This window comes from Facklamia lactis, from assembly GCF_015863205.1.
Lineage (GTDB): Bacteria > Bacillota > Bacilli > Lactobacillales > Aerococcaceae > Facklamia > Facklamia lactis.
Genome location: NZ_JACBXQ010000007.1, coordinates 30333 through 54983, shown reverse-complemented (window position 1 = coordinate 54983; position 24651 = coordinate 30333). Strand labels below are relative to the sequence as shown.

Annotated in this window: 23 protein-coding genes; 3 read left to right on the top strand and 20 right to left on the bottom strand. The window is 34.3% G+C overall.

Annotation, left to right across the window (positions count from 1 at the left end; all coding sequences use genetic code 11):
• Position 1 precedes the first annotated feature (1 nt).
• The 3 genes from HZY91_RS11175 to HZY91_RS10570 all read right to left on the bottom strand — a co-directional run bounded on the left by HZY91_RS11175 (position 2) and on the right by HZY91_RS10570 (position 3846).
• A complete protein-coding gene (locus HZY91_RS11175) occupies positions 2–1738 on the bottom strand; it encodes a BglG family transcription antiterminator (protein ID WP_328752738.1) in 1737 nt (578 codons plus the stop codon).
• Between the two features lie 248 nt (positions 1739–1986).
• Positions 1987–2898 carry a hypothetical protein gene (locus tag HZY91_RS10575; protein WP_197116239.1) on the bottom strand — a complete coding sequence of 304 codons (912 nt, stop codon included), beginning with the start codon at positions 2896–2898 and terminating at the stop codon, positions 1987–1989.
• A 258-nt stretch (positions 2899–3156) separates the two neighbouring features.
• Positions 3157–3846, bottom strand: a complete 690-nt coding sequence (locus tag HZY91_RS10570; RefSeq protein WP_197116238.1) for a MerR family transcriptional regulator — start codon at positions 3844–3846, stop codon at positions 3157–3159.
• Positions 3847–4014: 168 nt separating this feature from the next.
• On the opposite strand from HZY91_RS10570, the gene HZY91_RS10565 reads away from it, so the two are divergent.
• Together HZY91_RS10565 and HZY91_RS10560 are read left to right on the top strand one after the other, a co-directional pair.
• Positions 4015–6210, top strand: a complete 2196-nt coding sequence (locus HZY91_RS10565; RefSeq protein WP_197116237.1) for an ATP-binding cassette domain-containing protein — start codon at positions 4015–4017, stop codon at positions 6208–6210.
• Positions 6197–6451, top strand: a complete 255-nt coding sequence (locus HZY91_RS10560; protein ID WP_197116236.1) for a hypothetical protein — start codon at positions 6197–6199, stop codon at positions 6449–6451. Before HZY91_RS10565 ends, HZY91_RS10560 begins: the two co-directional genes overlap by 14 nt.
• A 77-nt stretch (positions 6452–6528) precedes the next feature.
• On the opposite strand, the gene HZY91_RS10555 is transcribed toward HZY91_RS10560, so the two are convergent.
• From HZY91_RS10555 to HZY91_RS10540, 4 genes are all read right to left on the bottom strand, one after another.
• A complete protein-coding gene (locus tag HZY91_RS10555; protein ID WP_197116235.1) occupies positions 6529–6912 on the bottom strand; it encodes a hypothetical protein in 384 nt (127 codons plus the stop codon).
• Positions 6913–6990: 78 nt separating this feature from the next.
• On the bottom strand, positions 6991–7575 hold the full coding sequence (locus HZY91_RS10550) for a TetR/AcrR family transcriptional regulator (RefSeq protein WP_197116234.1): 585 nt from the start codon (positions 7573–7575) through the stop codon (positions 6991–6993).
• Entirely contained in the window at positions 7556–8269 is a 714-nt protein-coding gene (locus tag HZY91_RS10545; RefSeq protein ID WP_197116233.1) for an MBL fold metallo-hydrolase, read from the bottom strand. The genes HZY91_RS10550 and HZY91_RS10545 overlap by 20 nt, the downstream gene beginning before the upstream one ends.
• A 35-nt stretch (positions 8270–8304) precedes the next feature.
• Complete coding sequence (locus HZY91_RS10540; RefSeq protein WP_197116232.1) at positions 8305–8628, bottom strand: YrdB family protein; 324 nt, start codon at positions 8626–8628, stop codon at positions 8305–8307.
• Between the two features lie 212 nt (positions 8629–8840).
• Here HZY91_RS10540 and HZY91_RS10535 point away from each other — a divergent pair, with 212 nt between their 5' ends.
• A complete protein-coding gene (locus HZY91_RS10535; protein WP_197116231.1) occupies positions 8841–9149 on the top strand; it encodes a putative quinol monooxygenase in 309 nt (102 codons plus the stop codon).
• 171 nt (positions 9150–9320) lie between these two features.
• On the opposite strand, the gene HZY91_RS10530 is transcribed toward HZY91_RS10535, so the two are convergent.
• From HZY91_RS10530 to HZY91_RS10470, 13 genes are all read right to left on the bottom strand, one after another.
• Complete coding sequence (locus tag HZY91_RS10530) at positions 9321–10067, bottom strand: class I SAM-dependent methyltransferase (protein WP_197116230.1); 747 nt, start codon at positions 10065–10067, stop codon at positions 9321–9323.
• 65 nt (positions 10068–10132) lie between these two features.
• Positions 10133–10903: an aminoglycoside 6-adenylyltransferase gene (locus HZY91_RS10525; protein ID WP_197116229.1), complete on the bottom strand. Its 771-nt coding sequence runs from the start codon at positions 10901–10903 to the stop codon at positions 10133–10135.
• Positions 10904–11556: 653 nt separating this feature from the next.
• Complete coding sequence (locus HZY91_RS10520; protein WP_197116228.1) at positions 11557–12963, bottom strand: DUF8370 family protein; 1407 nt, start codon at positions 12961–12963, stop codon at positions 11557–11559.
• Between the two features lie 37 nt (positions 12964–13000).
• Positions 13001–15595, bottom strand: coding sequence for a DEAD/DEAH box helicase family protein (locus tag HZY91_RS10515; protein WP_235991634.1), 2595 nt, complete (start codon positions 15593–15595; stop codon positions 13001–13003).
• A 77-nt stretch (positions 15596–15672) separates the two neighbouring features.
• Entirely contained in the window at positions 15673–16896 is a 1224-nt protein-coding gene (locus HZY91_RS10510; protein ID WP_197116227.1) for an SNIPE associated domain-containing protein, read from the bottom strand.
• 515 nt (positions 16897–17411) lie between these two features.
• Complete coding sequence (locus HZY91_RS10505; RefSeq protein ID WP_197116226.1) at positions 17412–17768, bottom strand: rhodanese-like domain-containing protein; 357 nt, start codon at positions 17766–17768, stop codon at positions 17412–17414.
• Positions 17761–18279 (bottom strand): MarR family winged helix-turn-helix transcriptional regulator, encoded by a 519-nt coding sequence (locus tag HZY91_RS10500; protein WP_197116225.1) that lies wholly within the window; start codon positions 18277–18279, stop codon positions 17761–17763. Before HZY91_RS10500 ends, HZY91_RS10505 begins: the two co-directional genes overlap by 8 nt.
• 161 nt (positions 18280–18440) lie before the next feature.
• Positions 18441–18968, bottom strand: coding sequence for a GNAT family N-acetyltransferase (locus tag HZY91_RS10495; protein WP_197116224.1), 528 nt, complete (start codon positions 18966–18968; stop codon positions 18441–18443).
• A 200-nt stretch (positions 18969–19168) separates the two neighbouring features.
• Positions 19169–19651, bottom strand: coding sequence for an HXXEE domain-containing protein (locus tag HZY91_RS10490; RefSeq protein ID WP_197116223.1), 483 nt, complete (start codon positions 19649–19651; stop codon positions 19169–19171).
• 80 nt (positions 19652–19731) lie between these two features.
• Positions 19732–20334: a hypothetical protein gene (locus HZY91_RS10485; protein ID WP_197116222.1), complete on the bottom strand. Its 603-nt coding sequence runs from the start codon at positions 20332–20334 to the stop codon at positions 19732–19734.
• Positions 20335–21024: 690 nt separating this feature from the next.
• Positions 21025–22398, bottom strand: coding sequence for a hypothetical protein (locus tag HZY91_RS10480; protein ID WP_197116221.1), 1374 nt, complete (start codon positions 22396–22398; stop codon positions 21025–21027).
• A 339-nt stretch (positions 22399–22737) separates the two neighbouring features.
• Positions 22738–23313, bottom strand: coding sequence for a xanthine phosphoribosyltransferase (locus HZY91_RS10475; RefSeq protein WP_197116220.1), 576 nt, complete (start codon positions 23311–23313; stop codon positions 22738–22740).
• 3 nt (positions 23314–23316) lie between these two features.
• A complete protein-coding gene (locus HZY91_RS10470) occupies positions 23317–24636 on the bottom strand; it encodes a nucleobase:cation symporter-2 family protein (protein WP_197116219.1) in 1320 nt (439 codons plus the stop codon).
• Between the last annotated feature and the right edge of the window lie 15 nt (positions 24637–24651).

Genomic DNA, 24651 nt, shown 5'->3' with positions numbered 1-24651 from the left:
CTCATGGTCCCCCCCACTTCATAGCTTCCTCTAGAATACAAACGGAAACGGTGGATTTCTTACTATTCATCACCATGGGATGAGGAATCGCCAACGAATAACCAAAAGAGGTCGGAGAATAGTGTTCTCTTTGGATAACAGAAGATTCAAATTCATGATCGACAATCCCCGCCTGAAATAAGTCCGTCGATAAGCGCCTGATCAAGTCTTCAACTTCATGACAAATTAAATCCTTATAGAAGAATTCATCGCGAATCAATTTCCCGATATTTAATTTGAATTGTGAAAACTTCTTTGTTTTTTCGATTTCATAGAGAATCTCAAACAATTTGATATTATCTTCCTCATTAAAAAAGGGTGAAATCATTAGCTGTGGCAGACTTATTTCTTCATTTATGTCATTAAAAGTCAATACCAAATCAATATCCTCTTCAATTAAGAACTGTTCTTCGATGGTCTCTACTAATCTGATTTCTTCTAACTTATGATTAAAATTACTCATAATTTTCTGAATTGCCATTCTGGCTAGATTAGGATTAATAGAAGAACACATGGCAGCCTTTATCTTGGCTGAATTAGGTTTACTTGAATAGATGGCTCCAAGATGCAGGGCAATATAACTTATCTCATCTTCCGATATTTGAATCTGAGTCTCTTGCTCAATAAACTTCGCCGCTACAACTCCTAATTCAAAGATAAAAGGATAATCTTGTTTTACATCGGTTAGTGGACGAGTCGTATAATGCCTCTGTTTCTTAGCACGATCAACTAAAGCCTTAATATGATAGACAAAGTTCGTCGCTAGATCATCCTCAGATGAAAACTGCGTTCCAAACATCGTATTTAAATAGTTAAAAGTTTCCCCTAATAAATTCTTGATATCAATGAATTGACCTTCGATATTCACACTCACTGCTTCTTGCTTTTTCGCTTGATTATTCTTCAATAAATCGGCTAAATAATCGATCTCACTAGTCGAAATTTTCAACTGATATTCTTCTTTGATTCGTTGATAGAGCTGGGTTGAAATTTCCCATTCAATATTATCTTGTAAGTGACGTTTGGATAAATCCGGTTCATCAATCATTTGGTTTTTATTAATTCGATCAATGGAAATTCCGATATGGATCAATAACAATTTGAATTGAGAGGTCGTGATCGAATAATTAAATTCTCTAAAAACAGCCTCCGTCAATTCAGAGACTAATTTCATATCGATCTCCGGGTATAACTTATCCAATTGCTCAATATTTAGAAAATCTTCCTGTAGCTCTTCCGTTAGCATTCTGCGATAGAGACGACGTTTACTATATTCTGACCCTCGTAAAACCACTCTCCCTTTCTGTCTTTTAATTTCTAAGTCTTTGAAAGGTGAAATGATCGAATTGATTTTGGTAATATCTGAAAGGATCGTCCCCTCACTCACATAAAACAAATCCGCCAATTGACTCACTTCGAGGTAATCGCTTTCAATCAATTGTTTAATAATATGAATCAAACGAAACTCAGGTGTATGTCGGCGATTCTCCTTTTGATAATTCAGAACCATATCCTCAGAGAATAGCTCATGATTTAGTTGATAACCATTGTGTGTATTGGACTCAATGAGTCCTTCTCTAAACTCATTTAAACTTTTAATATAAGTTCGAAGGGTTCGTCGGGTCACTGCCAATTGATCGGCCAATTCTCTACCACTGATCCAAGTGTCCTGTTCTCTTAGAATTTTAATTAATTCTATTTCTTTAGTTTTAATAACCCAATCCCCCTTTCGCTGGTTATTTATACTTTATTATAACTAAAAATGGGATTTAATTTAGCTACACTTATTTCCTAATAGTTAGGAAATAAATCCCATTCACTTGAAAAAATGCTCCCTCCTTTACCCTTTCGCCCCCAATCAAGCTAAGAATAAGGGGGCTTTTTCCAAAATAAAAAACAGGTCAGAAATAAATTCTAACCTGTTAGGTGATCATTCAGTTTAAAGATTTAATTTGCTGAATAAAACCAATCTTCAAATAATTGACGCATTTGAGCATTCTCGGTCAAGTGAAAATTCACCGGACTATCGGTCGAGCTTTGGGTACTGACCCAAACTTGGGCTTGTCCTTGAAATTCCAACATTAAATAAGTAATATATTCCTCGTGATCAACACCTTGAATCGCAGTCGAATAGACCGCATGTAAGGTATAACCCGGTGTCTCCAAAGGATTCACTGCCAAACCATCCAATGTCATATAGTTCATTAACTCATCAAAAGTCAAACCACTGTGATCAAGTTCGGCTTTATTCGGTGGGTAAATCCGATAAAATTTACCGCCTACTTCTTGTGTCCATGCTAAGACTCGTTCATCCAAATCATAAATATCTCGTGCCACTTCCTCAACGGGACTGCCCGCTATATCATCTGTTTCCGTCAGCATCCAATGAAATTTCTTCTGGCCTTGCTCATTATTCACATAATCCGCCATCATCAACTGGATTCCCGACTGACTCGGCAAATTGGTCAAATAGAGATGGCCACCAAACATCTCCTGGGACACCCCTTCAAACTCAATCCGACCCGTTGCCATGTAAGTATCACCATTTGGCAAGACAGGAACGGGCGCATTCATATCTTCATGAATACTGATTGGGAAGACCTCATCTAATTCACGTACTTCCAAATCCCAAATCATTCGAATATAGGCCTGGTCCGTATTCAACCCTTCCAGTCGCACTCGTACTGGATAACTATTGACGTCCGTCAAATTCTCATCAAGATTAAAAAACTCAAATTCAATCTGTCCATCTTCATCCGAAGCAATCGCATCCATCACTTCATTCGCTTCAACTTTGGGAACCTCGATCATTATCATCGTCAGCAACAGAAAACATATCCCTACCATTATACGCTTCATCTTCAACGCCTCCGTATAATTATTAGATTCTCATCTTACCTATAGGGTACCATAACAAGCTGAGAAAGCCTAGCCATTTCACAAGACCTATCTATCTACAGCAAGACCTATGTTAGTTAATGCACAAAGTTAATTGCGGATGTTCTTCTAAAATCATGCAGGCAATCGGATGATATAAAGTCCAAACCAACCCACCCACTCTCAACTTATCATCCTCTATTGTTTGAAAAAAATTTAAAACACCAATTGATCCAGCATTTAATTTGCTTGCAAGTCATGACAATATTGAACATAGATGGAGATCGCCTCTAACTGTGTCGCTAATTGTTTTTCATTATTCTGGATGACCATCGAATAGTGCTTTTTTAATCCATTGAAATCTTCTTCTTTAATTCCCACCACAACTTTTCTAATTTCTTCTAAATCATAAATTGTCTTCCTTAAAAAAGAAATCACCACAGTTTTTCTTATTTCGTGGGGTTCATAATAACGGTAACCATTTGAGTTATCTCTGACACTTTCAATTAAATTTCTTTCTTCCCAATAGCGAATCGCTGAAGTTTCAACTTTGGCATAATTGGCTAGCTCTCCAATGCGCATCTTATGAATAACTTTTGAATGACTAGGAAAGGCTAATAAGAATTCTCGATGCCGTTCTAATAATTCTTTATTCTCTACTAGCTTCTTCTGTTCCTTAGCAATTATCCAGTTCGCTTGATTAAACTGACCCTCGATTGCGAAGGCCATTAATTGATAAGCAATCGGAATTTCAAATCCTTTTAACAGTTTTCTGAGGGTAATGAAGGCCGTTATATGAATGTCCTGGTATCTTCTTTGCCCCCCTTTCGTATACGTGACAGGAGGAATCAGATTTCTTTGTTCATATCTTTTTAATGTGGTATTGCTGACACCCACTATTTCCGTCGCTTGCTTAACCGTGTAATTCATCTTGATCACAACCTTAAAGTGAAAGTTTAAAGTCCTATGTTCGATTTATTTTATCATTTCATTGTGCTTTAGTCATTCTTTCTGCTAGAACTAGAAGATTGCTTCAAACTGATATACTCAAAGAGGGAAGCCATTTAGCCCCAAAAAATTCCTTAGGAGGGTATTAATATGAATGAATGGATCAGCATCCAGAACGCCAATGAACATAATTTGAATCAACTTAGTGTCAAAATCCCTAAACGTAAACTCACCGTCATCACAGGTGTCTCAGGTTCTGGCAAATCCACCCTGACCTTTGATGTCCTCTATCAAGAATCACATCGACAATTTATTGAAGCGATGGGACTACAAGGAATCGAAAAAGCCAAGGTCGATTCTATTCAGGGCATTTCTCCTGCTCTAGCTGTTACTCAACAACAGATCGCTTCTGCCAACCCGAGATCAACGGTCGGAACCAAAACCGACATGTATACTAGTTTACGAATGATTTATGAGAAACTGGGTATAGGGCCTTGCCCTAACTGTAAGCGAACGGTTGATCCACTTCAGGCCCAAGAAATAACCGAACAGTCGGAGGGGGAGTTTACTGTTTATCAAGTTTGCCCTCATTGCCATGAAGCGTACAAAAAGCTCACTAGAAGTTATTTTTCATATAATACAATTGAAGGAGCTTGCCCAGAATGTAAAGGAATTGGAAAAGTCATTCAAATTAATAAGACGGCACTGTTTAATGAAGAACTTTCAATCGAAAATGGTGCCATCGCACTGTGGGAAGGACGCTACTTAAACTATCAAATTGATAATATCAAGCGAGCCATGAACTACTATGACGTCCCACTGGCAGACAATCAGCCGCTTAAAGATTACTCTGACTTCCAACTTAAACTATTATACGATGGAACCAGTAGCCAAGACATTCAAACTTTGAGTCATAAGCCGGCGCCTCAAAGAATAGAGGATGGAAAGTTTGAAGGGGTGCTGACGAGTCTTTGGAGAAAATACCAAGAAAAGAATGGAAATATGGGGAAAGATCAACTCTACTTCCACAGCAGCACTTGTCCTTCCTGTCAGGGAACAAAATTACATTATAAAAGTCGTGAAATTAAAGTCTTAGACCAATCCATTTCTAACATTTCAACCCTAGACCTTGAACTTTTATTAGAATGGGTGAACAAGTGTCGCCAGCAACTCTCCCCAGAGGCAATCGAATTAATTGAAGTCTACCTTCGGGATATCGAGATCAAATTGAAACGCATTAAACGCCTAGGCTTGGGGTATCTCACCTTAGAACGAAGAACTGATACCTTATCTGGAGGAGAAAACCAACGCCTTCGCCTCTCTTCTGTGTTGGATTCTGACCTCACGGATGTTCTTTATATCATTGATGAACCTTCCTCAAGTCTACATGCTAAAGACACAAACGGAATCATTCAAATACTGAAGCAGTTAAGAGATAAGGGGAACACGGTCGTTGTGATTGAGCATAACACTGATATCATGAAAAAAGCCGATTACCTAATTGAAATCGGGCCTTATGCAGGTAGATTCGGAGGCAAACTGATAGGGGCGGGTACACTTGACGACCTCAAACAAAATGAGCATTCCCTTATCAAAAACTACCTCTCAGATCATCCTCAACCTAAAGAGAAATTCAGAAAAGGCAGTGCTACACCCATCACCATAAAAGAAGCAAACGTTCATAATCTTCAATCCATCCATGTCAGCATTCCAACAGAAGTCCTCATCAGCGTGACGGGCGTTTCAGGTTCAGGTAAGTCTTCCCTCGTATTTGATGTACTCGCTGAACAAAACACTAACGTCACAGGATTAGACCCATTCCAAGAGATCATTTCCATTAACCAAGCAACCATTACTAAAATGAAGCGCTCAAATGTCGCCACTTATACCAATGTCTTCACTTTCATTCGTGAACTTTTCGCGAGTCTTAAAGAAAGTAAAAATCAAGGCCTCACTTCTAAACATTTTTCATTTAATACGAGTGGTGGTCGTTGTGATCATTGTGAAGGCTTAGGTTATGTCCTTAGTAATCGGCTCTTCTTTGAGGATATAGAAGTGGTCTGCCCAAGATGTAAAGGCAAACGTTTCAAAGAAAAAATTCTTAACATAAACTATCATCACTATAATATTAATGATTGCTTAGAATGTTCTATTGAAGAAGCCGCCAATATTTTTAAAAAGGAAGCAAAAACACATCGAATCTTGAAATTACTGCAAGAAATTGGCTTGGGGTATTTAAAGTTAGGACAATCACTGACAACCTTATCAGGAGGCGAAGGACAACGGTTAAAACTTTCAACCTCACTCATCAAAAAAAACGAAGCAAAAGACTTTGTTCTTACTTGATGAACCCTCTGCTGGTTTACACCCGTATGATATTCAATTCTTATTAGATCTTTTTAATCGACTGGTAGATAAAGGAAATACCATTATTATGGTAGAACATCATCCCCGTATGATTAACGCAAGTGATTGGGTGATCGATCTGGGACCTGAAGGAGGCCTAAAAGGCGGAAAAATTATTGCGGAAGGAACCCCACGCGACATTCAACGCAATAAGAAATCTGTCACAGGACCTTATCTATAATTCAACAACCGCACTGTTTGGTAAAAACCAAACAGTGCGGTTGAACTTTGATATAACAGAGAATGGTAACGCCCTTCCTAAGAAAGATAGAGGGTAACAGACCCATCTGCATGATAACGTTCTAGGTCTTTCAGATAAGACCGCTTCAACTTATTTTGTTCCTCATCCTCCCAAATTTCTTTCCAAACTTTAGGAAGATCCTCTCGACTGTCGCAATGATAAGTTGTCATCCCTTCTAAATCGAGCTCAATTTTCTCCGAATCTAGGATTTTGGTTGTATATAAGGATAAACGATAATCCCCTTTATAATCACTGACATAGTCATCATAAATCGCAAACATTGTTTCATTCTTAAGATCAAAATTTTGATACGCTTTTTCCCACATACCACCGATTTTACTCATCATGTCAGGATCACTGAAGTTATTGGTTCGAATGCTATCAATTCTATACAATTCCATCTTATTCCTCCTTAATAAATCCGGTCTAAGCCACAATTTCTACAAGAACCACTCTATCATACAGGAAAATTTAAGAGTTTATGTCCGTTCATAACGATCCTGAGTTTTCCCCTGCTCATGGATTAGTTCTAATGAATTATCCAAGCCGAAAAGGAAAGATTGATCGACCGCTTGGTCCAAACCAAATCCATCATGTAATTCTAAGTGAACGAACCCCGTTACATAACTTCTTAAAAAACGAATGGCTTCAATTTTATCAGAAGTATCTTTATCATTCGTCAAGAGTGACTCAATTAATTCAACAATTTGATTGGAAATGGCCATCGATTCATCAGACAGCCAATAACTCGTATTCTGTGTGTACTCGTATAGGCTGGGATATTGGAGGGCAAAAGCTCGGTACGCTATTAATAAATTTCGTAGTGCTTCTCTCCCCTCTAACGATTGAATGGACTGGTTTAAGTGATTCAGTAATTGCCTTAAACTATACGTCGACAATAGATCATGAAGTGCCTCTAAATTGCGAAAATGTTTATACAAGGAAGATGACTTTATTTCTAATCGCGTAGCAAGTTCCTTTATTGTCAGTTCTTCTGGTGACTTTTCATTTAGAATATTCAAACTTTCCTCAATAATCCGATCTTTATTTATCTTTCCTCTCACATTCACACCTACTTATCGCTTCTTTCATTCTATCAATGGGATCTATTAGCATCTCACCATGACCGACAGCCAAAATTCTCGGATTAAAGCTTAAAATCTTTTTGGCACTCTGTAATGCTACTTCTTTACTAGCAGTAGCGATTGCTGGAAAAGGAAAAGTCTTCACTAAGTCTCCTGATACAGCCAGTCTGCCTTTGGTTTGAAAGGCATCGCCTGCGATCATTAATTGTGTCTGAGGATTCCAGAGTGAAATCGAACCAACACTATGCCCCGGTGTTTCTATCACCGAAAACGACCCAATTTGGTCTCCTTCTTGTAAGAAATCCTCTACATGAAGGCTACTAGCCTTTGAATAATCTCCTTTTAATTGAAAACCAACTTCAGATTCATCAAACTTAAAATCCTCCGAAATAAAACGTGCTTCCCTTTCAGACATGTAGGTTCTACATTCAGGGAAGGTTTCCTTAAATCGAGGGTATCCCATCACATGATCAGAATGCGCATGAGTGATAATCAAATTCTTGACTGGCTTTTGGCAATGTTCACTCATCGCTTTAATTTCTTTAACAAATTGATTAACCCCAATATCAATCACAGTTAAGTCATTTTCCTCTTCAATAATGTAACAATTAATGGGAAAGAGCCAAGGTAGAAAGGACACTTGCGTCACTTCATTCAGCTTAGTTTTTTTCATAAGGCCTCCTGTATTAATCTCATATTCTGTTTCACTTACTTTAAAGACTGAACCCATAAATTAAGAAACGTGATAACTGCCATCGTGATAACAAGTACGGGGAGTTCATTAGCAAAAGGTATAAAAGGAATAAACAACACACAGAATTTTAATAGCCACCCTAATGAACCCGAAATTGGATACTTGGCTTTAGGAGAAAAGAATAGCCCCCAAACCAGCGCAAACATAACGATTGCTAGAATAACTAATAAATATTTCTTGAACAAAGAATGAGGAACCCGATAAGCCCAGAGCGAATAAAGAAATAAAGCAACTAATTCCAATAAAAACGACAGGATATCGTTGATGGTTTGAAGCATACAACCTCCTTTTAATAAAATGTAAAATTTAAGCTAATCTGATTAGCTAAAGTCTATTAAAATTTTTCCGACTTGTCAATGGATATGATTTCTTGGGGATCCAGCAAGTTCTAATCACCTTTTACCACCAGTCATCCCTTATCACCACCATTGACTTCCTTTCTCATTTTCTCTAAATTTAAACTATCAATTAACAAGGAGGGATTCTGACGATGGATTTCTATGGCGTCAATGGTTATCTGGAAGCAAAAGAAGGTAAACGCGATGAGTTACTTAGTTATTTATTAGAAGCGAGTTCAGAAATGGAATCAATTGATACTTGTTATGCTTATATTGTTTCAACGGTCCCTGACAATCAAAATGCGGTCCATGTTTTTGAAGTATGGAAAGATGAAGCTTCCCACAAGGCTTCTTTGGAATTAGAAATATTCCGGCAACTAATTATTAAAGCCCAACCCATTATTAGCGGAATGCAAGACTATCCTAACTTAACAGTAAAAGGTGGAAAAGCTAATTTTTAAAGTTTGAGTAAAAAACAATCACCCACTAAATAGTTAGTGGGTGATTTTGTTTCGTTAAAAAGGTATGAGTTTTTAAAGTTAATAACAAATTGCGAGCTAGAATATGCTGAAGTTCACACCATGAATTATTGAATCACAATCGTTTATTATACAATCCAAAAATAAATATTTTTATAAAGTTTTCTTTTTTGTCTTTATAATCAAAAAATCAGGTTTATGAAAGAGATCATAGTTTTCTGGGTATCGCTGGATGATGGCTTCATCAGGCAAAGGTTCTAATATTTTTTCAATTGTAAATCCACCCTCGATTAATGTAGTAATGATTGACGAAAATGTTCGATGGTATTTTTTGACATGATCAACAAACCAGACACATTCTCTTTCACCTTCTATCCCATAATTGGAAAGATTAGCATAAATTTTTTCGCCGTTCTGATTTTTTGTCCATCTATTTCCTGCTGAATGACAGGTATTTAGAGGATGTTCTTGTGAAAAAATTAAATATCCATCTTCATTCAATAATGAAAAAATGTCTTTAATTAATTTCCCATAATCTTCTACATAGTGAAAGGCAAGAGAACTAATTACGATATCAAATTCCTCATTAAGGGTCTCAATGCTTTCTATCGGCATGTTCAAATATGAGATTTTAGAACTTGAATTTTCTTTAGATGCTATTTCTAGCATTTTTTTAGAAATATCAATTCCCACAACTTTCTTAGCACCTTTATCAACAAACTTTTTGCAATGATCGCCAAATCCACAGCCTAAATCTAGGATCGATTTTCCTTTTAACTCTGGGAGTACTGAGAGTAAACTAGGAATTTCAAATAAAGTATTTGCATTTACTTCTTGTTCTCTTATTTTCTTATAACCCTGAAAAAATATTTCATCGTCATATATATTTTGTTTTGACATCTTCGAAAGCACCTAATCTTTCTATCAATTATTATTATTTTATTGTTCTTATACTACTTACACATTTATAATAACTCATTGATTTTTTTCAAAATTTCTAACTGCTTACTAACATCCAATTCTCCACTCACCGACATAATATTAGATAAAGCAACCTCAAAATTTTTATTTAACATAATTATTTTCAATTTAAAATCATTGTTACATTTTACTTCATCTAGTATATTTAACTGTTGTTTCGTTAACTTTGATCTTGAACCTTGATATTTTGACCAATCTCCTAAAGCGTTAGGTTGGGATCCTTTCTCTATATACCACAAATAAGAAAGTATATTAGCCATTTGATTAATCATTAGTTCTAAATAAAACCATTCATTTCTTTCGTATCTTTTTCGAATCTCTAGTAAACATGCTAAATATTTATTTAAAATATAGATTATTTCTTTTTCTGAAATCGTAAATTTAACTAATTTCGATTCTTCTTTTATCTGTTTAATAATATTATCATCATCTTTAATAATTAAAATATCTTTCAACCATAAGCTTGGTATTAATTGTTCTGCTGTATAGAAGAAGATATCTATCTTCTTAAAGTCTTCTAGATGAATAACCATAAAAGAATTATTATTTTCTTCTATAAACAATACATGGCTAAACAAATCTAATATCTCTTTTTTTATATCATGAATAGTTTCAGATGAATATAACACTATTCTTGCATCCATATCTGAGAATTGATCAGAGTCATTTCTACCGATACTACCTCCATAAAACAACCCTCTAATATCTTCATTCATGACACAATAATCATTTAACAAATTTGTATACTTCTTCAACACAGCTCACCGCCCTCAATTATCTGTAAATTAATTAGGCTATACTCAATAACTAAAAAGTTTGAGTACTTATTATTAATTCATTAAAGTTATAGAAATATTCTAGCACAGAAATTAAGATTAAGATTGAATTGAATATACTTTATATAATTTTTGAGTTGTAATCAGCAAATCTTCAACTGCATAAAAAGGTTCAACGGTTCGTTTCACTCACCCTCGTGATGAATCAATATGTCATTTCGTTCCTACGTCATCAGCAACATTTTTCTGAATTGACTTGCATCTGTGCAAACAAAAAAAGCAAGCTCGATTAGCTTGCTTTGAAATAATCGTATATTTATTAGGAACCATGTTTCGCTGACGCTCGTCCTAGTACTTTATCTGTGAGCGAACAAATCGCAATAGCTCTAGCAATGAATGTTTACTAAATTGACTTGAATTACGAGCTTTCTTAAGACCTGGTTTAAAAATATTTATTTCTTTAAATTTCAATATGCTTTAATATCAAGGGTTTTGACGCTATTTAATTCAATTCAATTTGATTGAATTTCAATAAGTTTTAATAAAATGGTGTAAACTTTTACATAAAATAACCATATGTGAGCTAAAAAATACCATAGTTCACACCATTATTATTGCCTAATCAAAAAATATTAAAACTTACTAGCCGAAGCTTTTTTTCTAGCATCTATATAAATAATTTCAGATTTCAAGTCCTGCGGTCTTGTATCATCAATCCTACTTTTAAACCTGTCTAAATTTTTTTGACTTGTCTGACCCTCAAAAATTATAACCATAAAAATTGCTTTGTCTGTCTTTTCAGACTTTTTGTATTCCTCTAATTGGGTAAAATATCCATGTATTAATTTTGAGTGTAATGTTTTCTTTACCTCAATTAGAACCTTATCTGACCCTTTACTTATTTTAAAATCTACTGGTCCTCTACCAGTATTAACTTCTGGTGATAAATCAATATCAAATAATTTGCAAATAAAATAACTAACTCCAAAAAAAAGTAACTGAACCGCATTCTCACCTTTGGGTTCCTCATAATTTTCATACTTATATAATAATGAACTTAATTTATTATTCTCTACTAAATCTTTGAATATATTACATATAATTAGAGATTTTTCCATTAATGACAAATTATCTATATTGTTTGTTTCAATTTCATTTTCATATTTTAATCCATGTATATCTACGAATTCCTTAGCTATATCATACCAGTTCACTTTTCCTAAAGGATCAACCTTCAAATCATATTCTTGAGGGATAAATTTTAGATAATCTGTAATAAAGCATTCGAATAATTCTGGATTGGTTTTAAACGTTTCAAAAACATCAGTTTTTGTCCATTCACCTTCATCATTTTTAAAAACATCTTTCCAAGAACTACCAATTTCTGCGTTGAAATATGCTCTAACATTTTCATCCGTTATTTCATTATTAAAAGTATACTCATAATGTGGTAAATTTGAAATAACACTTGTTGGGATAAGAATAATGTTTTCACCCGTAGGAAGTATTGATCGATTATCATAATCTAAATCCAATTCTTCAAATATTCTTTTTGTATATTCCTCAAACTCTTGTTTTAAAATGCTAATAACGATATCACTTATTCTATCCGCCCCAATATTTTTCTCAAATAATCCCAGTAGTTCGAAGAAATATATATCATTTTGAGCATGACTAATAATTTCGTTAGCACTGTCTATTATTTTTTCAGCTAATTTTTCACCAATTGCATTTCCATTTGCGCGTGTTGTCGAATATCCAATTGAGATTCCTTTAATTTCAGAGAATGTCATGTGTTTAACAGCGGCTCTCCAACATTTATCACCTTTACCTTTTGATGCTTTTACCAAAGCTAAAATTTTGTGGAAGTGATTATGTACTTTTCTTTTTGCATTCATTAATTCAGGTATTTGACATGAATATATTAGAGCAGGATCAACAAATAATCTACTATCTACCCCCAATATTGCATTAAACGCACCAGTTTTTGTAAATTGTTCTTTTTCAACTTTAAGAAAATCAGATATAGATTCCATCATCTTCAACTCCAAGTCATAATTTTGATACTACACTTTCTTATAGATAACTCAATCCTCTAAACTTCTCTCCTAAAGCTATCTCACCTAATTGTTCAATGGTTCCTCTGCCATCATTAATTGTATAAAACTTCAATCCTTTGATTCTAACGCCATCGATTTCTTCATCAAATACTAGATTCGCTTCTTGATCATTAATGTACATTAATAAATCTTCTTTCCATTGCTCACGCTCCAAAAGATTAATCCCTTTTGGCTCAATGAATATTTGTAAATAATGGTCAGTGTTAGCCAGCAAAAGAATAAAGTCAGGTTGAAAAGCTTCAAAATGAATATCTGTCGTCTCTCGATCAAATTGATGTAATTTCAATTTATCACTTTTTACAGATTCACGATGCATATTTTCATCCATACGCACTAAATATACTTCACTGTACTCTTCACTTAATTCTGCAACCCGATCTTTGATTCGATCCACCAACTGCTGTTCGGTTTGATTAATAAAGGCTGAATCATACACAAAGAACTCCTCATTAATATAATCTTGTCTACTTACATGTTGAGAAGCTTTTGTATCAAATAAATTCATACGACCTGTATCATAGTTCGGTTGACGTTTCTTATAATCACTGACATATTCTCGTATTGGATATCCTATAAATTTGTTTGTTCCAATTTCTTTTCGATAACCTTGCTTAATTTGTTGTTCAACTTGTCGTAAATAAATTTCAAATATTTCCAACTTTGACTCTGGACTTAGTTCTTGTCTTCCGATACTTCGAGGCACTACAGCATATAAGGTTCTATTATTTAAATTTAACCATGATTCACTCAAGAATTCTTCTCTCGACTTTAATAATGGGAGATACTCTCTTAAATGATCGAAATGATAAAAAGAATTGCGATTCATAGCTTTCAAAACTAGTCTTAAATCTAATTGAATTGCTTTCTGGAATGTATCGGAAAAATCATCTTGAACCATATTTGAATCATAATTATATTCTCTTGTATTGAATTGCCAATTAACAATAATATCCGATCGATTATCTACACCATATTTTGATAAATTGTCATAATGATCATCAGATACTAGAACCCGTTCATTATAATAAATTGAACCTTGTTTCCAAATTTCCGTTTTCTTAAATGATGGTTTTACTTTGACCTCAATCAATGGATTTTTCTTATCTTCTCCCGTTGGCAGGTTCATTTCATTCAAGGATTCCACTAGATTTTTGAGATATTGCGGTTCATTAATCGTATGATAGTGCAGAGTTTCCAATAATAAACTATCCGCACCATCTTCTTCAAAACGACGTTTATACGAAATCTCATCATCCAATTTAAACGGATTATATCTAGCCCCACGTCCAATAAGTTGCGCTTCTGCCATGGTTGACACTTTATTACCCTTAGCATTTTCAGTATCAGAAATACGTACAATATCATAAAGGTTCAGTACATCCCATCCTTCGGTTAATTTTGCAACTGCAAAAACGACTCTGTATAAATTTGAAGGATTTTCTAATGTATTTAATGCTTCATAATGACCTTTTTCTAACATGTTCCCACGATCAGTATCATTGGCATTAATAATACGGTTCTTGGAAAATTGACGTTTCATTTCCCTAACTATGTCAGATAATTTCTCAATATTTGTTAAATAGTATCGATAAGTTCTATAAAGAGTCTCACTCTGTTCTTCTGAGTTTTCATTAAATCTCAATCGAATGAAAGATTCTATTTGATCTGGCGTTAGATTTTCTATCAGTTCTAAAAACTTAGTTTCGGCTTGGTTAGAGTCAATAATTTTTGGTGATTTGAATAATATTACTGGTTTTAATTCTATATTATACATTTCTTTCGAATACAATCGCCTAAATTCACTTAACAATATAACATTCATCATATTATCAATATCTTTATTGCTTGACTGAATTCGTCGAATGTTTTTGGAATATCCGTCAAGTATATATTTATCTAAAGCATAACGATAGATAATTTTGTCTTTGTATTTTTCATATACTTGTTTGTTTTCTAAATCGATCGTTGCCGTAAATTCTAGCAAACGATTATCGTCATTAGCATCTAGTATCATTTCGATTGTACGTTCCCAAGATCTTTCTACTTCTTTTTCCGACTTAGTTCTAGCTGAATAATGATGAGCCTCATCCGCTAAAATAACAGTTTTATTTTTCTTGTATTCCGATAACCCCATTGTATTTTCTTTTTCAGTAAATAAATCACTGGCTATTCCTTGAATAGTATCTAGCTTAATATATATTACATTTTCTTTAGCTACAGTTGGAAACTGTTTTACTTGTTCGATACGAATTCGATTCCCTTCAATTTCAATGGGATGCTTAAATAAATTTTTAATAGAATTTGTATCTGTTAAATTATCCACTGTTTTTTGAAGAACAGAGTTTGTATTTACCGTAAAAAGAAATCGTTGATATCCTTCTTCTCTAAATAAGTATAAAATCAATCCTGCCATTAAATCTGTCTTCCCAGAACCTGTCGCCATGTTGAATAGAACATGCTTTGATTGCATGTATTTAAATTCAGTATTATTTATAGCGTAGTGAAAATAATGAAGCGCCTTATCTTGATAGTAGCGAAATCGATGCTTCATATTATCATATATATACTGCGGTGTTTGATAATTTATCGTCCGCTCTTCTAAGGTTCCATCATAAGCCGTTAATGCATCTAAAAAGCGTTCTCACTAAATACAAGGGCATGTACATCAAATCTAAATGGGACAGAGGCACTACTCAGTTCGGCTATTCTTTCAAGAGGTTCTAAACGACGAGTGACTCCAATTTTATAAATATCCTTTCCAAAAGATCCAATATTAGATATGACATAGACATAACCCGCACTAGCATGGCCTTCTCGATAATCAATATCTTCTTCAATTTCATCTAATTCTGAAATTTTATCTTGATATTCTACTAATTGAGCTTTTAATGCATTAATTTCAGATTCGCTAGCCTTTTTTATCATTTCTTCAACACTATCAATCATTTGTTTATAGTGTGTCCTATCTTTTTCTAATTGTTGACGTTTTTTCTTAATTTCTTCCTGTAATTTTTTATCTTCTCGTTCTTTTTTTCTTTGTTCTCTTAAAGCTTCTTTCTCTTCTTGTTTCATTAGTTCATATTCAGCTGCTAATTGAAGTTCTTCTTTTTTATATTCTAAATATTTTTTACTGATTTCAATTTCATTTCTCTTGTAGAGTTTATTTATCTGTTCAAAAATTCTTTCTAAAGAGGCAACTTTTCTTTCAGAATTTGCAACCGATATTTTGGTAAGTAATGCATCAGCTTCACCATTAAATCCACGGATCATCGCTTTGATTAGTTGTTTTTGCATTGTCTTACCTTTTGAAGCACTATTATTTAACATCATCGGATTTAAAATAATACCTGCTTGATCATTTTTAATTAAAACCTTTTCCTTTAATCTAATATTCTCTAAGGCAAGCTTATAAGTTGTTGAGTCAGAAAATTTATACTTTCTTTGATATAAGCCATATTCAATAAATTCAAGCTCATCATTAGCTTCCTTAATTTTTTGCTTGAGCTCTTTTAGGATCTGTTTTTTTATTTTTATATCTGAGTCAATTTTTTGTTCTCTAAATTTTGTAATGACTCCATTTTTAGAATTATCAGATTGGCTTTCATTAATTTCAATTTCAGTTTTGATAATATTCTTTTCTTTTTTTGTTCTTATTAAAGGTTTCAATTTACCGATAAACGATTTTTGATTAACTTTCTTCTTATCTTTTAATAAATAATGATAACCCACATAAAAAATGAGCAGCACTGTAAATATACTACTAACAAAATCATGAGTTTTAAATAAACTTAAAGAACTTAATAATGTAAATATCCATAATGCTATTAATACCCCTCGTTTTAAACCTCTCATAAAAACACTCCAATCTAAAATTCATTTATTCTTGATATATATTACCAAATAGTTAATTTATTATCTATTATATTTAGAACATTTCATAAAGTGAACATACTGGATAAAATTATTAAAATTGTCAGACAGTGAATTATTAATAATCAACAGTCGATTCATTCACTCTTGTACTAGAACAGTAAGAAGCAAGCTTTAACTGCCCCATGTATTATCCACTAGATAACCACAAAAAAAGCACTCCATTTGAAGTGCTTTTTGAAGAATAGCCATTTGATAAAAAATACTGATTTTTTTAAACATAGTTAGCTACAGATATTCCTAGTACGTTCCCCAGTGATTATGATAATATATTATCTTTTATTTTGAATAATCTCTAATTTTTATTTCATCCAATTTGAAACAAATTCTTCGATATCATTACAGCTATCCATAAAACCAATTCTCTCAAAATCTTCAGAAGTAAGAAAACCTTCATTTACCATATGCTTGTAAAAAGCTTTAATTCCTTCATATATCTACACCTTCTCTAAAGGAAGTCTCATGCCTCTCCATCCCTCTAAAGCTCCCGCCAGTTCATACGCTTCGTAGCCATTTTTAAATAAAATGAGCAGCGCCTGTTTGGCTAATATGGTCCCACCTGTCCAATCGTATACGACATAAATTTTGTCTTTCGAGAGTTCTTGAAGTCTTTCGGATAATTCTTTTGCAGGGATTTCAAGAGCGTCTTTAATTTTATCTCCTTTCATTTCCTTAGGGGCATTTCGTACATCGATAACCGTATATTTGTGGCTTCCAGCCTTCATATCCTCTAATACCAAATGATGGTTAATATACAAGCCTAAATACATTTCTAAAAATTCTTCTTTATTCATTCATATCCTTCCCTACTAAATGCATTCTCAATTTATTGGCTAATTTGAAATAGGTCTTTAATTCTTCTTGACTAAACACTTCAAAATATTGATTGACTAAATGATAGTTAAAAGGTAAAAACTCCTTTAACTTGTTTAGCCCTTGTTCCGTTAATTGAACATAGTTTGTTCGCTTATCTTCACTTTTATGAACGCGTCGAATATAGTTCAGCTCTTCCATCCCTTTTATAATGCCGGTAATGGTCGATTTTTTGCTTCCAATCTTTTGGGCCAATTCTGACGGTGATAAAGTTCGATCTCCTTCATATGAAAGTAACATCATGACACTAAATTTTGCTTCCGTTAAATCATGCTCAAACATTAAAGAATCATGTTGTTGTTTCATCTTTTTATAGCCTTTTTGAATTTCGAAGAATAATAACACTGACTCAATGTCCAAATGATCATAGGATTCTTGTAAGCTTTTTAACTTTTGATAGTCCGGACTATCATTCAAATAAATCTCTTTCATAAACGCTCCTTTCAATTTAGTTAGGCTCCTAACTAAATTTGGTTTAGCATAAGCTTAAAAATGTTTCAAATATTTTCTTATCAAAACAATTTTTATCAGGAAACTTACAGCAACACTTTTAAAACAAAAAGAAGCTCACTTTTATGAGCTCCTTGTAAATCTTAACGCTTATATTCTTCTCTCAATATTCCAAACACAAAACTACTGGTCCACTCGCCTTTATTCCAAAAATCTTTAATAAAATGTGCTTCTTTTCGCATGCCAGCTCTTAAGCACAGTTGCTCAGAAGACACATTCCGATCATCGCAAACCGCTTGGATTCGGTGGACATCATGATGCTTAAAAATGAAATCGATCATCGCTTTTAATGTTTCGGTCGCATAACCCTTTCCACTATACTCTTTCGAGAAAGTATACCCCACCTCAACGGTTCTCTTCATTTCGGTATACCAAACATGAAAGAGTCCGATCACATGCTGATTCCTCACCACTGCCAAATTGACGGCACGGTCTATTTCTAAATCACTTTTTTCGATCATTTCAGTGAAATTTTGTTCTTTATTCGCTTCTGTCCAAGGATCGTGCAGCAAAAATTGACACGTCTCTTGATCTTGATAAATATGAAAGACCCCATTCAGATCCTCCCATTCAAGTTTCCGAATAATCAATCGTTCTGTTTCAATATACATCTCATCACCTTTCCTTTAATGAATTAAAAAAGTACAGACTGATCCCTTTCTAATCATTCTAAAAGAAAATGGCAATGCTAAATCCATATCCCATTCCAAGTGCTTGAATTGATCGTTTCTTCATATGGATTTCCTCCTGTCGTCTATTCATTATACCATCTATTTAGTATAAAAAAATAAGACTGCCCAATCGAATATTTTTAGCACCTAAATTTCCCACCAACATACTGGTGCATCACTATTAAATTCAGAACTCCTATCCCCAATATTATGGGAACAGCCCTTAATACAATGCCATAGTCCACCTTCATATTTAATATGAAATAAAGGAGGATTATCGTGCTCAAGGTTCCGCAATATAATCCCGGAACAATTTTTCTAATCATAAAAGATTGTCCATAATGGATCGCTATATGAAAAATATACACAAAGATTAAAACGATATAAAGTGATATAGCATCCTTCCAATAACAGTATAAAGAAAACATGAGGATCATGATTAACTGCTCTAAAACAATTAGAGTAAATTGACAAGTATTAATGGATGGGATTTTTCTTATTAGTTGATGATGATTAGTTGCTTTTAATGATTTAACGAATGGAGGGAGAAACAATATTTCTTCTATTTCATGCGTCATGAAAAGCAGCGGAAAGATAATATAGATCAATGATTCCTTGAACATTTATTTCCCCCCTCTTTATGACCATAAAAATACGATCCCCTATCGTTCCATAATTTTAATATATAAGCGATTAAATTTATCTATTTGATCAAGCTCCACTGAAATATTATCATCCATATACACCAAATTATTGTAGTAAAAATATGTTCTCTATGTCTAATTATTTTACTGTAATAGGTAAATATCATTTGTAAAATACCGACAAAATAACCGCTCCATTGCACATATACATTATCACTCATATTTGAAACAAAAATTGTTAGAAGACCTAGTGATAAATCTGCTAAATGAAGTCTTGAATAGATTTGCAATAGAGCTTTATCGATAAATTTCTCATCTAAAATCTTTATTTGATTCACAGGGTAGACCATATTCCCTAATCTTAATACAATTCCTAACCAGCAATACATGCAATAAAACAAACATACTATTATGATAGATATAGATAATGAGAGACCGTGACTGACTCTTCCTAATAGAAAAATAATGGAAGCACTAAATAATAAGGCTCCAATCGATAGCAATTCATCAGTAATTTTCAAGATATTACCATGTAAATCGACCCATTTAGCATGATCTACTAAGAAATATTTTGATTTAGATAGATATGCAAATATAATTCTAACCGAAGTAATCATGATGAGCGAAACTATCATTGCAATAACAATATAACTTTTCTCCACATTTAAAAACTCCTTACCTCAAATATCCAAGTATTATCATTTCCAATGAGTAATCTATTCTGATTATACACAATAAATATTGAATTTATAACGTAATTATTATGCAAGATAAGACTGAAAATTATTGGGATCAAGACAAATTGAAAACAACTTACTCATACGTTTAAAATTCAAACTCTAAGCAAAGGTATTCATTACATTGATTTTATTGAAACACCGCTCCATTCCGTTACGCCTTATATTGTATCCGTAGGTCCCTTTATTCCGACGACTTCAACAACCTTTCTTTCGAGAATTGTAAACCAGATAACCAAAATAAAAAAGCAAGCTTGTTTGAGCTTGCTTTGATAAAAATTCTATAAATATAATAAACAGCTTGCAATTAACGCTTAGAAAACTAGTTGCTCTTACGAGCTTTCTTAAGACCTAGTTTGAAAATATTTTGTTTCATTTTACTATGCAATTTAACATACATTCCATAATTTAACCTTTTAAACATTATTCGATATAGATTGCAAATCATATTTGACTTCTCCAAAAGAAGCCTTTTCATTATCTCTCCTAAAACATTTTGACATTACATCATAATTTAAAGGCTTTTATAATGGAATTAAAAAAAATTTTATCAAAAAATTCGTGTTTTTTAATTTCAAATCTACAACTTTATTTTCTCATTTATTCTCGTTATGTTTATTCCACTTGACTATACTCTCCAGTTTCATAAATTCTATATCTTGCATACAGAGCTTCTTCTTTGCTAGCACCTTCTTGCCTCTTTCCTTTATATGAGACATCAATAGTCATGGAACCATCTGAATGAATGACATAATCATCCACAAACAAATTTCCTTCCATTTTTTCATGCTCCCTGATATAACTTAACGCAATATCTGGTTCAAAAGGAACGATCACCGCTTCCTCATTTGTCTCAGCTTGACGACTTTGTCGAGAATCATCGTTTCGATTTATAGGGGCGCCACCAGGAGTAATTATTTCACCATCCGCAAAAACCCGATATTCCTCTCCATCGATGGTAAAGACATAGGCTCCTCCATCTTCGGCTACCTCTCCAGTATTGTAATCAACTTCCAATCCTAATGCTTTGACTAGAATAGTATAAGCCTCTTCTTGATCAAACTTACCATCCCTTAGCTCATATTCAGATTCCGCTAGAAGATGAGGGTCCTCTGAATCAGCTGGATATGAATCATTGCCCCATTCATAATTTTCTAAGTAAGGGACTTCACTTTGTTCTTTTCGTTGAAAATAGTCATTCGAAGCTTTTTCAATCTTCGGCAATAATGCTTCTATTAATTGGCTGTCATTATCATATTGATTCGATAAGTCACGATACCAATTTAAAATATCTTTGGGAAGTGCGGTATTCAATAAAGAAAAGGTCCATTCCGATTGATCCATAATAAGTTGAGCTAGCTCTTGATAGTCCTCGTAATCAGAATCCACTAATAATTCCAACTCCGGAAAGCCATCCGCTATATTGTTGTAAATCCCTCGCATTTGTTGAGCTAAGTCCATTGCTTCATCAGTTTTGTAAATTGACTGTAAATGATATGCCATTAAATGATGATCAGAGACACGCAATAACTGCTCCAAGTTGATTGGTTCTAAACCCGCTACTTTATCTTTTACAAAATTAATGATATTAGAGTCGACATGTCTCACAAAAATAACATCATCAATCATTATCGTATCTTCTGTCGTCTGATGCTTAATTTGCATCGAATTAGAATTCGTTTGATAATCTAGGCTGTCAAAGCTCAATTGATAATCACCGTTATCAATAGTTTGCGTTTCAACCACTTGATAGCCTTCATTATTAGTTGAGAAATATCCATTATGAGTCAAGGCAAATTGTGACTCTCCATCCTCAGACTGCCAAACACCAATCAACACTTCAGGTACCGTCCAAGAAACAGGTTCACTTTGGGCTAAGACAGTATTTCTAACCCTAAGATCACTCTTCCAAATCGTATTTATTGAAAGAACATTACTAAAAACCACTATACTGCAAAAGGTTAATATAGTTTTTTTTACTAATTTCATTTTGACGCCTCCATCAAATATATTTTTATACTTAATATCATATCAATAAATTGTTGATTTTTAATGAATATATGATAGTCATTCTAAACAATAATAATATATTTTAAAACTTTTATTATAATCAGAAATTGTTTCACTTCAAGGTGAAACTTCCGTCATAATCAACCACAGTTTCACTTCATGGTAAAACTTATGAGTGTTTTAGACAAATTTATCAACTCAAGTTAAAACATTTGCTAGAATATCCGTAAAAATCTCAATGAAAGATTCCCTCTCCCAAGATCATAGTATGAAATTTCTCATAATAAAAAAGCCAGCTGGATTGGCTGGCTCCTTCCACTATTGTTTAACAAACGTGACTTTTCCATCTTCAAGTTTTTCAATCATGGCTTGACTATAGACATCATAACCGAGTTCACGGTATTTGTTGCCACCAGGCTGGAAGCTCTTCTCAATGGCAATTCCAATTCCTTGAACTTGGGCGTTAGCTTGTTGGCAGAGATCAATTAAGCCCCCTAAAGCTTCTCCCATGGCTAAGAAATCATCAATGATCAGGACCTTATCTTGATCCGATAAAAAATTCTTCTGAACGCGAATATCAAAGGTCTTCTTTTTTGTATAGGACGTAACTTTTGAGGCATAGACATCTTCTGTTAGGGTTAAGGATAAGGACTTTTTGGCGAAAAGCACAGGCACCTTAAAATATGTCGCTGCCGCAAAGGCAATCCCAATGCCAGAAACTTCTAAGGTCAAGATTTTCGTGATTTCCTTGTCTTTGAAATGATCATAAAAATCTTGCCCCATCGCCATAAACAAGTCAGGATCTATCTGATGGTTCAAGAAAGAATCTACCTTTAAGATATTACCTGGTAGAATCCGTCCGTCTTGGAGAATACGTTCTTCTAATAATTTCACTGCTTATTGGTCTCCTCTCTTATCGACTAAAACAATATTCAAAATTAAAGCTGCCAGTGTTCCCGTAGAAATTCCCGAAGAAAGAATCATTTGGATGGCTGCAGGTAAACCTGCTAAGATTTCGGGTTTGACTGTGACACCGATTCCTAGAGCAAAAGCCACAGAAATAATTAAGAGTTCCCGGTCACCCAAGTGAATCGTAGAAAGCGACTTAATACCTTGAGCAGCCACCAGGCCAAACATAATCACACCTACCCCGCCTAAGACTGGTTGAGGCATGACTGAAATTAAAGCAGACAATTTAGGAAAAACCCCTAATAAAGCTAGAATAATTCCAGCAATCACCATCACATGACGGCTTGCCACCTTGGTCAGCGTAATCAAGCCAACATTCTGTGAGAAAGCTGTATTAGGACCCGCTCCAAAGATTCCAGAAATCATGGACCCGATTCCGTCACATAAGACACCAGCAGCTGCTCGTTCACTGGAGAGTTTAAGATTAGAGGCTTCACCAATCGCCATCATAATTCCCATCGTCCCAATTGTTGATACAAGGTAAGCAGGAACAAAAGATAAGGTAGAGGCTAGATCAAAAGTCACCCCATAGCGGAAGAAACTTGGTAATGCAATCCAGTCAGCATCAGCCACTGATTGCAGGTCCACCATACCTAAAGGGATACAGATCAAATAACCAAAGACCATCCCGATAAAGACAGAAGCGGTACTCAACATCCCTTTGCCATAATGATTAAGGAGTAAGGTGAAGACCATAATCACAAAGGCGACAGTCAAATTCTGCATTGACCCATAGTCCGGCGCTCCATAGCCACCCGCTGTCCAATCGATGGATACTGGAAGAAGAGTGATTCCAATTAATGAAACCACAATCCCCGTGATAAGGGGTGGGAAAAACTTCATCAAAGGTTTGATAAAACGAGAAAGAATAATTTCAGTAAATGATCCAAAAATGGTCGCACCCACAATGCCGGCCACGCCAAATTTTGATCCCACTGCGATCGATGGATTCACAAAGGTAAAGTCGGTCCCCATCATGCCAGAGACACGAGAACCAATTGGGCCTAAACCACGTGATTGGATAACAGTCGTAATCCCAGAAGCAAAGATAGTGGCAGACACCATAAAGGAAGTCTCTTCAACGCTTAAACCTAGCGCAGAACTTACGACAAGAGGAACTGCAATAATCCCAGCAAAAGCTGCTAAGATATGTTGAAAAGCGAGAACAAGCGAGGTGCCAATCGGTGGGACATCATCGTTTGTATAAAGCATGGTATGGTTTAATGTTTCTTTATCTATTTCGGTCATAGGGCCATCTCCTTA

Bases quoted from the DNA above. Each gene is read 5' to 3' on its own strand.
- HZY91_RS10575 (WP_197116239.1), bottom strand. From the start codon at position 2,898: ATGAAGCGTATAATGGTAGGGATATGTTTTCTGTTGCTGACGATGATA.
- HZY91_RS10480 (WP_197116221.1), bottom strand. From the start codon at position 22,398: ATGAAATTAGTAAAAAAAACTATATTAACCTTTTGCAGTATAGTGGTT.
- HZY91_RS10545 (WP_197116233.1), bottom strand. From the start codon at position 8,269: ATGAAAAAAACTAAGCTGAATGAAGTGACGCAAGTGTCCTTTCTACCT.
- HZY91_RS10510 (WP_197116227.1), bottom strand. From the start codon at position 16,896: ATGAGAGGTTTAAAACGAGGGGTATTAATAGCATTATGGATATTTACA.
- HZY91_RS10570 (WP_197116238.1), bottom strand. From the start codon at position 3,846: ATGAATTACACGGTTAAGCAAGCGACGGAAATAGTGGGTGTCAGCAAT.
- HZY91_RS10520 (WP_197116228.1), bottom strand. From the start codon at position 12,963: ATGATGGAATCTATATCTGATTTTCTTAAAGTTGAAAAAGAACAATTT.
- HZY91_RS10505 (WP_197116226.1), bottom strand. From the start codon at position 17,768: ATGAATAAAGAAGAATTTTTAGAAATGTATTTAGGCTTGTATATTAAC.
- HZY91_RS10490 (WP_197116223.1), bottom strand. From the start codon at position 19,651: ATGTTCAAGGAATCATTGATCTATATTATCTTTCCGCTGCTTTTCATG.
- HZY91_RS10540 (WP_197116232.1), bottom strand. From the start codon at position 8,628: ATGCTTCAAACCATCAACGATATCCTGTCGTTTTTATTGGAATTAGTT.
- HZY91_RS10500 (WP_197116225.1), bottom strand. From the start codon at position 18,279: ATGAAAGAGATTTATTTGAATGATAGTCCGGACTATCAAAAGTTAAAA.
- HZY91_RS10495 (WP_197116224.1), bottom strand. From the start codon at position 18,968: ATGTATATTGAAACAGAACGATTGATTATTCGGAAACTTGAATGGGAG.
- HZY91_RS10470 (WP_197116219.1), bottom strand. From the start codon at position 24,636: ATGACCGAAATAGATAAAGAAACATTAAACCATACCATGCTTTATACA.
- HZY91_RS10565 (WP_197116237.1), top strand. From the start codon at position 4,015: ATGAATGAATGGATCAGCATCCAGAACGCCAATGAACATAATTTGAAT.
- HZY91_RS10535 (WP_197116231.1), top strand. From the start codon at position 8,841: ATGGATTTCTATGGCGTCAATGGTTATCTGGAAGCAAAAGAAGGTAAA.
- HZY91_RS10530 (WP_197116230.1), bottom strand. From the start codon at position 10,067: ATGTCAAAACAAAATATATATGACGATGAAATATTTTTTCAGGGTTAT.
- HZY91_RS10515 (WP_235991634.1), bottom strand. From the start codon at position 15,595: ATGAAGCATCGATTTCGCTACTATCAAGATAAGGCGCTTCATTATTTT.
- HZY91_RS10555 (WP_197116235.1), bottom strand. From the start codon at position 6,912: ATGGAATTGTATAGAATTGATAGCATTCGAACCAATAACTTCAGTGAT.